Consider the following 13,470-nt stretch of genomic DNA (forward strand, 5'->3'; position numbering starts at 1 on the left):
TACCTTAAAAAGTATATAGCTGGGAGGCTCTATTTTAAGTAGGGGAGATATTCTGCCCCTTACACTAATTTATCATTAATGTAGCTTAAGAAGAGATTATTCCTTCTCATAGATATATTCATTAGTCTCGCTAAGAATATATGTACCATCAAGTTGTCCAACGGTAAATACATCACCTGATTCTAATTCTTGTTTTTTTATGGATAGCTCATTAGGGGAGATATAGGTTGTTTTAACAGTATTACCATTGATAATTACTTTGCTGTATTTAGTAAAGTAATCACCCTTGATTAAAATTCTATCTTCCTCTTCAATAATATCTGTAAGTTTTTCATCATAGATACCCATCTGTATATCCGTAGGTTCAAAGGGGTTAGTTTCACCGTAAACTTTTCTTTTTCCATAAAGCATATCATATTGAAGCAGCTCAAAGGCTCTTAAATACTCATCAGAATATCTATTTTTTTGATGGAATTTTGTTAAAGTTCCATTGGTTATATTAAGCTGCTCTAGCACATAGGCACTAAGCTCATAGGTTTGTAAGTTTCTATCATTTTTAGGTAGGTTCATGTTATCCCAGATTACATATGGAGTATCAAATAAGGTATTAACAGCTAAATCTTCTTGAGTAATCCCAAAGGTTGGAAGATGGTCACCAAATAGAACTAGGACTACATCTTCATTAAGCTTTGAAAGTTCATTTATAAGCTCCTCAACAAACTTGTCCATTTCATTTAGCTGATTTACATAATACTCAAAGGCATAGTCTTTTTCCTCTGAGAAGCCATCTACTTTAATATAGTCTGGAGAAGAGCTGTAGGTCTTAAGTAATTCTGCTTTAGAAGGCTTTTTATTTTCAGTAGTAGTTTCTTCAGCGTTAGAAGTTTCTTCACTACTTATAACATCTGTAGTGGTTTCTTCAGGATTAACAGTTTCTTCTGAATTACTTGCTTCCTCAAGGGCTTCAGCAGCAACTTCATTAGTTACCTCATCAGTGGTCTCCTCAGTTTGAAGATCACCTTCTGGGTTATTTGGATATTTTCCATGACCTTGAACAGAAATTGTATAAATAAAGTCTTGCTCCTCCGTATAATTAAGGGTGTTTAAGATTTCTTTAATAAGAATTTTATCCTTTGCCCAGCCTGTTGGAGTTTCTTCTATTGGATTCATATATTCTACAGAGGTAAAGGTATCAAAGCCTAAATTTGAAAAAACCTTATTTCTGCTATAGAAGGTTCCATCGTTATTGTGGATGGCATGAGCTTTATAACCTAATTCCTTCAGGTTGAAGGCAGTACTTTCAGCTGTTGTTTCTTTTAATATAGTTTTGTATGGATATTCTCCAGGGCCAAAGAAGTCAAGGTTCATTCCTGTAATTGCTTCAAATTCAGTGTTTGCAGTACCAGCGCCTATGGATGGAACTGAAACGTAGCCAGAGGTAAACTCAGAAGCCAGCTTATGAAGGGTTGGTATTGGATCCCTTGAAAACTCAACATCTTTTAAAGTGGTTGGGTCGAAAAGTGATTCAAGCTGAATCATGATTATATTTGGCTTTTTAGCTTCATTTTCATTTTCAACATTACCTATAGCTTTGGTAGTGATTTCATTAATTGCAGAAGCAGAATAAGTCTTAGGTTTTTTCATACCAGTGTTAACTACACTATTCACAAAGCAATATACAAATCCATAATCCTTATAGGCATCTGCTAAATTTCCAAAGTTTTTAGCAAGAAGGTTAGTTGAAATAGCAGTTTGAGTAAATATAGAAAAAATAATTATTAATATACTTACCATAAGGGTATTTTTAAAATAAGTAATTTTATTTTTATAAACTGGACCACGCCACCAAAGATATATTAACCCAATCAAAAGTAGTATACCTATAATAATCACTAAGGTAATTTGGAAATCGTTAAAATACTTTGTGAAGATGGTTGTCCCATCTCCTAAAAGAGTAAAGTCTGTGGCAGTAAAGGGAGTAACTCTACTATTTAAAAGTATAAAGTTTGTAATTCCTAGACCAATCCAAATGATTGATATTAGTAAAGTTGTAAAAACCCTTCTTTTAGTCAACAGTGCAATGGATAGTGTTAAAAGAATCAATAATCCATTATATAAGAACACTAGTGGATTTGATATCATATGCTCAACACCTTCAAAGAGGCTTCCACGGTTAAAGCATTCAATAACTAAGTTTATAAAGGCTGCCAAGAAAGTTAACTTTCCTAAGGTTTTATAAGTATCCTTTACAAAAAAATTCTTAATCAAATTTTTCATAATAAAATCTCCTGATATAATATAATTTTAATAATAACTTGAAATACTTTTAAAAGTTTTCAAATTACAATGACGAGTTATTATAACAGAGAAGAAAAGAAATTACCATGAATTGATTTCTTGTTTTGAATATCATTACAATAAATAATAAAATATACCATAAATATAGTTATTAATGGTAAAAGTCAATGAATTGAAGACTTAAAGAAATATATTGCGTGGTATTTTAGATTCACAGGCTGGCTTCTCAATAAAGGTGACTTGTCAATGTAGTATCTTGCAATGGAAAATACTTTGAAATTATTAATAATTCTTATATTAGCTGGTAAGTTATTGTATAATATTATTATAAAGTAAATAAAATGGGGGAGTTATTATGTGGGATAGAGTTCAGTTGAAAACGAAAGCCAAGGAAGTGCTGAAAAGGAATTACTGGAAAGCCTTTTTAATTAGTTTTATTCTTATGCTTGTTGGCGGCGAAAGTTCAGGAGGAAGCAATGCAAGTAATAACAGTACACGATGGAATATGGGACCAGATTATATTAGTTTTGACTTTATAATTGGAGCCTTAGCCATTATTATAATTGTTGGTATAGTTTTCTCTCTAATAAGAATATTTTTAGGATATGTTGTTGAAGTTGGTGGAAGAAAGTTCTTTATACGTGCAGCAGTAAATGACAGTGATATGAATTACTTAGGCTTTGGCTTTTCTAGCACCAGATATATAGAAATCATTAAAACCATGTTTGTTAGGGGCATATTAATATTTCTATGGACCTTGTTACTTATCATACCTGGAATTGTGAAAAGCTATGCCTACAGAATGGTACCTTATATTTTAGCGGACAATCCCAATATAGGTTATAGAAGGGCTATAGAGTTAAGCAATGAAATGACCATGGGTCATAAGCTTGATATATTCATATTGGATTTATCTTTCATGGGTTGGTATCTTTTAGGAGTATTACTTTTTGGTATAGGAACTTTATTCGTTAGACCTTATGATGATGCTACCAATGCAGAGCTATACTTAGAATTAAGAGAAAATGCTGTAAGAAGCGGCATGTGTACTTGTGGAGAGCTTAATCTTAGTAGTGAAGAGGTTTTTAGATAGAATTTATGGAATCTCAAATTAGAGGTTCCATTTTTATATGTAGCCTTAAATATGACTAACTATTGAATAAAAATTTTTATTTGGATATAATTTAACTAGGGGTGATTCTATGTATTTAAGTGAAACCACCAAAAATCAAATTAAGGAATTTTTAAATAATAATATTAAGTTAAATTTAATATACATTTTTGGCTCTTTTGCAAAGGGGGAAGGTCGTGATGATAGCGATATAGATATTGCTATTCATACTTTTGAACAAATAGATTCCTACGAACTTTTTATAATGGCGAACGAATTAAGTTTTCTTGTAAAAAAAGATGTCCAAATTATAAATTTGAATGAAGCTAGTACAGTTTTCAAAGCTCAAATAGTTGGAACTGGTGAGATAATTTATTGCTGTGATGAAAATTTAAGAGCTGAGTTTGAGATTAGAAGTTTAAAAGATTATATTAAGCTTAATGAAGAAAGACAAGTTGTCTTGGATTCTATAAAAAAGGATGGGAAAATTTATGGTAAATGATGTTATATATAATAAGTTCAGTATAATCGAAAGATGTATTATCCGTGTGAAGGAAGTTTATGATAATAAGCCTGATAATTTACTTGATTACACAAAACAAGATTCAATAATATTAAATATTCAACGAGCTGTTGAAGCTTGTATAGATATTTCTATGCACATAGTTTCACAAAAAAAATTGGGGATTCCTCAAAATAGCAGAGATGCCTTTGAAGTCTTAAATCATAATAAAATTATAAGTGATGATCTACTAAAAAAAATTAAAGGGATGATAGGCTTTAGAAATATAGCAGTACATAACTATCAAAAACTTAATTTAGAAGTTTTACAAAAAGTTGTAGAAAATCATTTAAAAGATTTTGAAGAGTTTTTATATGAAATAAATAGAAATTTATAGACTGAAGTTTAAGATGTTGCTTCAAAATGAGAAATACCGTATTATTCAGATGTGAATAGTACGGTATTTTAATTTATGTAGTATTTTTCTATGTTAGTTATATCTGAATAGTGATTATGTATTAATGGTTTTAAACAACAAACAGTTATTTCTTTTTAGGTTTTTCATCTTGATTTACCCAAATTCTTTCAAGGACATAGAAGGGGGGAAGGAAAAAACCCGCCACACTAAAAAGTATTACATAAAAATCAACACCAGTTTTAGAACCTAAATAGAAACCTATCCAACCCAAAGATAAAGAAAAGAACAATATAATCATGACTTTAATTTCCTCCTTATACAATTACAATTTAGTACTTAAAGCAATATGATACACATTATATTCATATTGTAACATTAATTGTAAAACCGAACTATTTGACTTTATAATAATCTAATTTTATGGATCAAGCTTTCTATATTTATGCCAACTTAAAGGTAAAATATCATATGCCATTAATATAGGGGTAACAAAAAGAGCATATAAACTGTATCTTAATATTGAATTACTTAATTCAATATAAGTGAATATCTTGTGTGAAATTATTAAGACTAAGAAATAATAAAGCCATCCATAAAAGGTTGGGTTAGTCTTATACTTCGAATTACAATTTGGACATTGTAAATATCCTTTTAACCTTATTATAGATTTTAGTCTATCTGATATAGTAAACTTATGATTACATTCAATGCAGTTTTTCATATTATTCCTCCCATATTATGATACAAACTTTAAAGGGTTTACATTTCTGCAAGTATTACAGTAGAAACAACTCACCGCATGCAGCCTTACTACATAAAGCAACCAATATATCTAGGTTTAAATTGAGTTTATTCTCACATTTGAATTACCTACTAATTTTAATAAATACATCATTTATTATACATATAATAACATATTTTCAAAAACTAAACTATAAAATTCATGAAGAACATACATCGCTAGTCGATTTTCAGTATAATCATATTTATTTGATTTGACATAGGATTATTTCTAGAATCTATTAGTAAGTTCAATTTATGTATTATATATGGTAAGATATGATTATAAACTACAAAGGAGATTTTGAATTGAAGAGGAAGATTGCTGTTATAACTACTGATTTTCTAAGAGAGTTTTTTATTAGTGCACTTTCAAAACTTAACATGGATTTTGAGTTTTTAATTTATATTTATCATAGCTTTGACGAGATAGCTGAAGTATATAAGAAGATACCAAACGAAATTGATGGAATACTGACTAGTGGATCTTTTCCAGCAGAGGCTTTGAAAAAAAGTTGGCCTAATATTAATGTTCCAGTGGTATCTATTAATATAGATGAAGCTTCAATATACAGGTCCATTTTTGCTTTAATGATGGATAATGAAAATTTTCAGCTTTCAAGAATATATGTGGATCCCCTTGAGTTTTTTAATATTGATGTTAAAGAGTATCTTCAAAAGGACCCAATGAGCAATTATTCAAGCTTAATTGAACCTGTTATTAAAAATATGGAGTTAAGTACTCTTAGAAATATTGAGGAAGAACAAATTCAAAAGCATATTTCGTTATGGGAAAGTGGTGAAATTGACGCTTCTATAACTCGATTTAGCAGTATTGTTTCAAGATTAAGGGAAGCAGGGGTTAATGTGTTTTTCCCATATCCAAGTCTTGAGTATATAAAAACAATGGTAAGTACACTTCTAAAGGAAATTGAGGTAATGAAGCTTAGAAAGCATCAGCCGGCTGCAATTAATGTGAGTATAAATAAAAAGGTTAATGAGGGAATGATAATGGACTCCTTACTTGAAAGGCAGTACTTGATGCTAAATGAAGCTCTTATTAATTTTAATGGAGAGTCTGTTATGGATTATATGCTTAAAAGACATAGTTTTGGCTTTGAAATTTTAACGGAGAGAGCAAGGGTTGAAAGTTTCACAAGTCAGTATACTGGATGTAGACTTAAAAAGTATCTAGCGGTTAATCTTCCTTTTACTGTTTCTGTTGGATATGGTATTGGAAAAGATATGTATCAGGCAAGGATGAATGCAGTGTATGCCAATAGAGAAGCTTCCATTCATAAAGAGAATCTTAGCTTTATAATCGATGAAAAGGAATGTCTTATAGGTCCATTAAATGGAGAAAATATATTGATACATAGTGAAGCAGAGTCCATTGCGTTTAACGAAATCAGCGAGGATTTCACAAAAATAGGATTATCACCCTTAACCACAAAAAAGGTTATCTATGCAATTAACTCAATGCCAAATAAAAAAATCACAGCTAAGGAGTTAGCTGGAAAACTATCTGTATCCCAAAGAACTGCAAATAGGTTTTTAACAGAATTGGAAAAAAGTAATGTTATAAAAGTGGTAGATAAGAAACGTCCAACCACAAAGGGGAGACCAGAGCGAGTTTATGCTATAAATGAGTGTTCAAATCTTTGATTTGAATACTGAAAGCTTACTCACTTGAATGAACTGAAAAGGAGTTTCCTTAGATAAGTATCTAAATCTATGATTTATGCCAAATAAATAAAGAACTTTTTGCAAAACAAGTATTAGCTTTTGCAAAAAGTTCTTTTTATTATGTGGTTAGTGATGATTTTTGAGTATTAGTTTTTGGTGCACAGAATTTTCTTGATACCTTATAAGAGCTAATCCATGCTAGGTAGGTTACGGCTGTTAATATTATAAGTACTATCCATGCATTAGTATAGGAGTTCGATAAATCATATACTGATGCAACAAATAATGAGCCTATAGATAAACCTAGCTGAGAAAAACTATTTACAATTCCATAAGCTTCACCATATTTTTCAGTACCATAAATGGATGAGGTCACAAGTGGTGGTAAAACTGTACCAATGGCACTTCCTAAACCAAATAGTAATGCCATTGCATAAAGCATTACAACATTTCCACCTAAAAGCATAAATACAAAGGAAAGTCCAAAGGTAACGCAGCCAAAAGTGGTACATGCTACAATTCCATACTTATCATTTATCCATCCGATTAGCAGCTTACCAAAAATTCCAACTAATGAGTACATTGAAATTATTGTTGCCTGTACAGTAACACCATGAAGTTCTTCAATTGCTGGAGGGAACTGACCAAGAGCCCCTGAGTTAATTATTCCATTTGCAAGCATTCCAACAAGCAAAATCCAGAAGAAAGGCTTCATTTTAGACTGAGCAACACTGATAGATACTCCAGTTATATTATTTGGAGTTTTGATAGATGGTGTATCTTTTTCATTTTTGCCATAGGCTTCAAGACCCATATCTTCAGGTTTTTTCTTAAGGATGAATAGGGCGGTTGGAAGTGCTAGTACAAGTACAATAAGAGCCATTATTCTATATGCTATTCTCCAGCCAAAAGCTTCAAGGAAATAGCTTACTACAGGACTGAAGATAAATCCACCTAGACCAATTCCAGACATTGCAAGGCTCATTGCAAGACCTCTCTTTTTAACAAACCAATTTGTAATCATCATGGATACAGGTATGAGAGTAGCGGATAGGTAGAATATACCTAGTATAAAGGCAGATATATATAGGTGCCATACATTTTGTGCTAGAGAATATGATGCATAAGTAATAACAAAACCAATAATGCTTATACTTTGTATCTTTTTCATGTTTCCTTTGGCAAGATACTTAGCGACAAATGGAGAAAGAAAAATACCAAGACCTTGAAGAATTGTACTTGTTAAGGTAAAGGAACTTCTTGAAATATTCATATCATTTGTGATTTGTAGAAGAAATTTATTTGACAAAGACATAATTAATGGGACCATTGTGGTGGTTATAACCATACAACCAATAACAATCCACCATCCGTAAAATATTTTGTTCTTTTTCACAGTATCATCTCCTAACCTCATATTAATTTATTGATTATCTTTTAACCAGTTTATAGCGCACTGACAGTGGAGTGCCACACCGTATACCATGGAATCTTCATTAAATAATACTTGAGGATTATGATGAGAAACATTACAGCCATCTACTTTACACCCAAGCATGAAATATACTGTTGGTACATTTTCAGCTATAAAAGCAAAGTCATCTGATGGAGTAACTTTATAATCAGGAAGATAAACCATATTATCATCAATATTTTTTACGTAAGAAAGCATTTCATTTAGAAGCTTAGGGTCTGTATAGGTAGAAGGCAAGCTTGAAAGTTCTTCATACTTAGTTTCTACATTAAACATTGCTGCTGTTGCATCAGTAATTTCATGCATTCTTTTCACAATATGTTTTTGTACATCTTTATTATAAGTTCTTAAGGTACCTTGTAATACGGCCTCATTTGGAATTATATTAGGGGAACTTCCACCGCTAAGCTGTCCTAGGGTTAAACTTGTACTCTCCATTGGAGGAGCTTCTCTTGCAATTAATCCTTGAAAACTTAAATACATATGAACTGCAGCATTTAAAGGATCAATTCCCATATGAGGAGTTGCACCATGACAACCACTGCCTTTAATTGTAATTTTAAATCCATCACAGGAAGAAGTCATGTTTCCCTCACAGTAGCCAAGGGAAGGGGATGGTAAATCAAGCATGGTATGAAGTCCTATGGCAACATCTACTTTAGGATTTTCTAAAATTCCAGCTTCAATCATTGGTTTTGCTCCAGAAAATATTTCTTCACCAGGCTGGAACATAAGCTTTACATTACCACAAAGCTTGTCCTCATTTTCTTTTAAGATTTGAGCTGCAGTTAAAGCCATAGCAGCGTGCATATCATGACCACAGGTATGAGCTGCAGCAGTTTTAGTTCTAAATGGGAGGTCATTGTCCTCATTCATAGGTAATGCATCTGTATCACATCTCAATAGAATAGTTTTTCCAGTTTTTTTTCCATAGATTGTAGCTGTAACTGCAGACTTACAGATTTCCTTTGGTTCAAGGCCTATTTCTTTTAATCTTTTTATAATGTACTGAGTTGTCATTGGTAAATCAACTCCAAGCTCTGCGTTTTCATGTAGATAACGCCTGTCCTTAATTGTAACATCTTTGAGCTCCATTGCTCTTTTTAAAAATTCATTCATTTAATATACCTCCATATAAAGACTATATATAGTCATATTATCTTTATATTACATCTTGATGGAAAAGATGTCAAACATTATATAGAATATTTTGAAAATTACAAAGGGGTTGATGGATAAGGAAATAGAATACTAACAATTTTTATGCCATGAAAAAATTTTACACTCCACCATAAGTGGTGACTATGGAGGTAAGCTTACAAAAAATTTTGTTTAAGCAATTGTAACAGATGCCACAGATTGTTTAGGATAAGCGATGCTAAATTGGTGGAGAAGGGTTATGACACTGCTATTCATGTCCATGGTGAAGTGGTTTAGATGTGTCCTACGGCCTTGGTTCAGTTCATGAGGTAGAAAAATAATGACGAATGAGATTACCTGGTGCCAGGGATAAATTGGGGTGTGGAGATCTTTGAAGGAAGTTAAGTTTATGACTTAAGAATTTGGAATTCAAGTGTAAATTCAATTTGAATTTCTTTCAATGATAATTTGGTAATGATAAGTATTTTATTGGTAAAGTAAAAAATTTCCAGGGAAATTAATTAGCAAAATATTTTTGAAATTACCGTGGTTTTTAAGATAGATAAGTTTATTACAGGAAAATGGAGTGAGGAGGAAAAAAGCTATGGCGGAAATAGTCATGATCTTTGAAGGGTATTTCGGAGTTTGAGAAGGTGCAGATAGAGTTGAGTAAATTTAATCTATCTGCACCCTGTCAGTTACATTACTTAATATCAGTTTAATATAAGTTATATTAACTTAATGCCATTTATAAAATACATTTTTAAGGCTAGTTCAATCATTAATTGAGTATCATGCTCCCTTAAATCCATGTTTAATAAATCACACATTTTTTGAAATCTATATTTAGCAGAATTATAGTGAATATACAGTTTTTCCGCAGCAAGCTTTATGTTCCAGCCATTATTAACGATTTCCTGTAAAGTTAACACTAGGTCTGAGTGATGAAGTTTATCGTAGTTTACAAGAGGTATAATATACTTTTTACAGTAAAAATCAGCTTCACGGCTGTCTGAAACACGCTTTAACAGATGATATATTTCCATGTTTTTATAGTGCAGAATACAATCAAATCTATCTAGCATATAGCCTACTTCTACAGAGGTCTTTGCTTCTTTGTAGCTTTTATGAAGGTTGATTATGTTGTCATAATAATTACCAACACCAATTGTTACGGTGAAAGGAGTTTCTTCAGAGATTTTATGCCTTATGGTTTTGAAGATATCCTCATATTTTTTAGTTGAATTACTTCTTGTTTTTTCATCAAGGGAAAGAACAAAGGCAATTAAATCACTTAATATATAATGCTTGGCATTAGGAAATTCACTTTCAACGGTATCAATAGCAGCAGAGAAGATTTTCTCTGTATATAACTTTAATTTTTCATTGGTATTAGAGTCTAACTCGTAGGTGTAGTATTTTTTTATCTTATTTATGTCTAGCAGAAGAACTTGTCCGCCATTAGAAAAATCCCAATCATATAGTTTACTTCTACTGTGTATTTCACTCTCTGTCTTTATATTGTTTAAGAGTATATCTTCCAAAAAGGAGTTCTTATATTTTTCATCCACCATGTGATTAGAGATTCTCATTTGCATTCTTAAGATTATTACGATACTGGCATATTCATAAGCCGTTTGAGCTAGGGATTGATGAATATTAGATTCTTCATCGTCAGGCATTTCTGTTGACTTCTCAGTAAGTATGAGACCAAAGGGTTCGTATCTATTTGCTACATTATAAAGAGTATAGTCTTTTAACTCATCCTTTTTAAGAGCCTTATAATCTTCAACGGTGGAGAGGTAAGGAGCTATCTTGCATTGAGGGTTTGAATAATAGCATTTATTAAAATAAGTATCAATAAAGATAGTATCTCTTTTTAAAAAGGAAGAGAGTATAGTTAAGATTTCTGGAATACTGTTATTGTTTATGGCAAGCTGCATAAATTTGTTATGGATTTGTGCAGTTAAGTTTAGGTAAATATTCTGCTTGTTGATTATGTTTGTGAGTACAGGATTTATTATATCGCTAAAAGCATATTCCTCAGGACAGGTTAATAAGGTAAAGTTCAGCTCATTGGCTATTTTGAGAGCGTTCGCCGGAATATGAGTAATATAGCGGTTGGTTTTAATTATTAAAGCACTGGCATTTTTATTAACAATGCTTTTTATAAAGCTTGCCAGACTAGTTCCTGTAGCTTTAAGGGCATATCCAGTAGTAATTACCACTTCATTTCCCATAAGCCAATCAAAACCGTCTGGTGTATCAACTATTGTTACCCCTGATATGTTTTTATGAATTCCAAGTTCACCAGCAATAATTTTTAATCCCTTTAAGGTTGGAAGATTTATTAAATCAAAAAGAGTCATGTTAATACCTCCTAGAAAAAAGAATATGCTGCTTTAGCAGTTAAAATATATATAATTTCAAATGATTTGTATGTTGAATACAAATTTATCTGAAATATCTGAAAACTATTACATATAATTATACCTCATGGACAATAAAAAGTAAAATTTGTTGTTATTTACATATATATTAATAAAATGTACAAAATTGTATAATTTAAATATAAAGTAATTAAAAGATTTAATACAACACAAGTTGAAAATTAAATCTCTATAAGTTTGGAGGGGTATAAATGGACCACAAAGAAATAGCTAATTCAGCTGTAGTTTGGGCGTTATGTTCCGTTACAGTTGCAATTGCATTTGTGCAAGCACTTCTTTACATTAGGATGGCAAAGAAAACAACTGTTACAGCTAATATTGATCCAGAGGTTCCCAAAAAAGCCTTTCGTATTGGATTAATTTCTGCTATAGGACCAGCAATGGGTGTATTTATTGTTATGGTAGGATTAATGACTTCAATCGGAGGACCAATGGCTTGGATGCGTCTTTCTATTATTGGTTCAGCTGGGACAGAGTTAACAGCTGCCACTTTAGGATCTACAGCATCTGGAGCAGAATTAGGTGGTGCGGGATTCAACCTTACAGTTATGGCAGTATGTTGGTTCACCATGGCACTTAATGGCTGTGGATGGCTAGTAGTAACAGGATTATTTACTCCAGGACTAGAGAAGTTGAGAGACAAAATAAGTGGAGGAGATACTAAGTGGCTTGGAGTTTTAAGTGCAGCATGTTCACTAGGTATTTTTGGTTATCTTAATAGTGGAGAAATTTTAAAGGGTGTAGGAACTGCAATTGCTTCTCTTACTGGTGCTTTATCCATGATGGCATTAGTTAAATTCATTGTGCCTAAGTATCCAAAAGTTATGGAGTATTCCTTAGGAATATCTATGATAGTTGGTATGGCCTGTGCAATTCTATATGACATGGTGTAATTGAAGAGGGGTGAGAAATATGGAAAACAAGGATTATATGAAAACTTGGAAAAAAGGTAGTATGAGAATCGGAATGCCTACTAACTTACTTGCTGCAGCTACATCATTTATACCAGTTATATGGCTTTGTACAACCTATGATTGCTGGCCTGACCCAGCGGTGGTTTTAGCTGCTTGGGGATTAGTTGCAATTTCCTTTGGTGCTTTTTATATCGTAGAGCCGGTATCTTATTATGCAGCTTTAGGTATGACTGGAACATATTTAAGCTTTTTATCTGGAAATATAGGAAATATGCGTGTGCCTTGTGCTGCACTAGCATTAGAGGTTACTGACAGTGAGCCAGGTACCATTCAAGCAGAAGTTGCTTCAACTATGGCTATCTGTGGTTCCATAATAACAAATTTGATTTTTACAACTTTAGCAGCCATAATAGGCTCCACCGTTGTTGCTGTTTTACCAGAGTTTATTGTAACAGGACTTACTAAGTATGCTGGAGCTGCAATCTTTGGTGGTACCTTTGGAAACTTTGCATTAAAACAGCCTAAAGTTGCAGTTTTTGCCCTTGGAATACCAATTCTATTAAAGGTTACAATAAATCCTTCTGCATGGATAGTTATTGTAGCATCTGTATTTGGTAGTCTTGGAATATCCAGAGTCTTTTATAACATGGATAAGAAAAAATCAAGTGGAAGTGTAAACTTCTAATTAAGGAGTGAA

At 32.0% G+C, this 13,470-nt stretch carries 12 protein-coding genes; 6 read left to right on the forward strand and 6 right to left on the reverse strand.

The window, feature by feature from the left end:
* Window positions 1-96: 96 nt before the first annotated feature.
* Window positions 97-2,277: an LTA synthase family protein gene (locus tag BN1075_RS15375; RefSeq protein ID WP_042387391.1), complete on the reverse strand. Its 2,181-nt coding sequence runs from the start codon at window positions 2,275-2,277 to the stop codon at window positions 97-99.
* A 376-nt stretch (window positions 2,278-2,653) separates the two neighbouring features.
* On the opposite strand from BN1075_RS15375, the gene BN1075_RS15380 reads away from it, so the two are divergent.
* The 3 genes from BN1075_RS15380 to hepT all read left to right on the forward strand — a co-directional run bounded on the left by BN1075_RS15380 (window position 2,654) and on the right by hepT (window position 4,308).
* Complete coding sequence (locus tag BN1075_RS15380; RefSeq protein WP_040194110.1) at window positions 2,654-3,391, forward strand: DUF975 family protein; 738 nt, start codon at window positions 2,654-2,656, stop codon at window positions 3,389-3,391.
* Between the two features lie 109 nt (window positions 3,392-3,500).
* The gene (gene mntA / locus BN1075_RS15385; protein ID WP_040194113.1) at window positions 3,501-3,911 is read left to right on the forward strand and encodes a type VII toxin-antitoxin system MntA family adenylyltransferase antitoxin; all 411 of its coding nucleotides are present in this window, start codon (window positions 3,501-3,503) and stop codon (window positions 3,909-3,911) included.
* Window positions 3,901-4,308: a type VII toxin-antitoxin system HepT family RNase toxin gene (hepT, locus tag BN1075_RS15390; protein WP_040194114.1), complete on the forward strand. Its 408-nt coding sequence runs from the start codon at window positions 3,901-3,903 to the stop codon at window positions 4,306-4,308. The genes mntA and hepT overlap by 11 nt, the downstream gene beginning before the upstream one ends.
* A 145-nt stretch (window positions 4,309-4,453) precedes the next feature.
* On the opposite strand, the gene BN1075_RS21660 is transcribed toward hepT, so the two are convergent.
* Together BN1075_RS21660 and BN1075_RS15395 are read right to left on the reverse strand one after the other, a co-directional pair.
* Window positions 4,454-4,627 (reverse strand): hypothetical protein, encoded by a 174-nt coding sequence (locus tag BN1075_RS21660; RefSeq protein WP_156132804.1) that lies wholly within the window; start codon window positions 4,625-4,627, stop codon window positions 4,454-4,456.
* A gap of 120 nt (window positions 4,628-4,747) precedes the next feature.
* Window positions 4,748-5,050 (reverse strand): hypothetical protein, encoded by a 303-nt coding sequence (locus BN1075_RS15395; protein ID WP_040194115.1) that lies wholly within the window; start codon window positions 5,048-5,050, stop codon window positions 4,748-4,750.
* Between the two features lie 368 nt (window positions 5,051-5,418).
* Here BN1075_RS15395 and BN1075_RS15400 point away from each other — a divergent pair, with 368 nt between their 5' ends.
* Window positions 5,419-6,774, forward strand: coding sequence for a winged helix-turn-helix transcriptional regulator (locus tag BN1075_RS15400; protein WP_040194116.1), 1,356 nt, complete (start codon window positions 5,419-5,421; stop codon window positions 6,772-6,774).
* Between the two features lie 139 nt (window positions 6,775-6,913).
* Here the strand turns inward: BN1075_RS15400 and BN1075_RS15405 are convergent, their stop codons facing one another.
* From BN1075_RS15405 to BN1075_RS15415, 3 genes are all read right to left on the reverse strand, one after another.
* Window positions 6,914-8,191, reverse strand: coding sequence for an MFS transporter (locus BN1075_RS15405; protein WP_042387393.1), 1,278 nt, complete (start codon window positions 8,189-8,191; stop codon window positions 6,914-6,916).
* Window positions 8,192-8,218: 27 nt separating this feature from the next.
* Window positions 8,219-9,388: a M20 metallopeptidase family protein gene (locus tag BN1075_RS15410; protein WP_040194117.1), complete on the reverse strand. Its 1,170-nt coding sequence runs from the start codon at window positions 9,386-9,388 to the stop codon at window positions 8,219-8,221.
* 749 nt (window positions 9,389-10,137) lie between these two features.
* The gene (locus tag BN1075_RS15415) at window positions 10,138-11,778 is read right to left on the reverse strand and encodes a PucR family transcriptional regulator (protein ID WP_040194119.1); all 1,641 of its coding nucleotides are present in this window, start codon (window positions 11,776-11,778) and stop codon (window positions 10,138-10,140) included.
* Window positions 11,779-12,050: 272 nt separating this feature from the next.
* Here BN1075_RS15415 and BN1075_RS15420 point away from each other — a divergent pair, with 272 nt between their 5' ends.
* Both BN1075_RS15420 and BN1075_RS15425 read left to right on the forward strand, forming a co-directional pair.
* Window positions 12,051-12,752, forward strand: coding sequence for a DUF5058 family protein (locus tag BN1075_RS15420; protein ID WP_040194120.1), 702 nt, complete (start codon window positions 12,051-12,053; stop codon window positions 12,750-12,752).
* Between the two features lie 19 nt (window positions 12,753-12,771).
* The gene (locus tag BN1075_RS15425; protein WP_040194122.1) at window positions 12,772-13,458 is read left to right on the forward strand and encodes a hypothetical protein; all 687 of its coding nucleotides are present in this window, start codon (window positions 12,772-12,774) and stop codon (window positions 13,456-13,458) included.
* Window positions 13,459-13,470: the final 12 nt, after the last annotated feature.

This window comes from Clostridium culturomicium (genome assembly GCF_000821305.1).
Taxonomy (GTDB): domain Bacteria; phylum Bacillota; class Clostridia; order Clostridiales; family Clostridiaceae; genus Clostridium_J; species Clostridium_J culturomicium.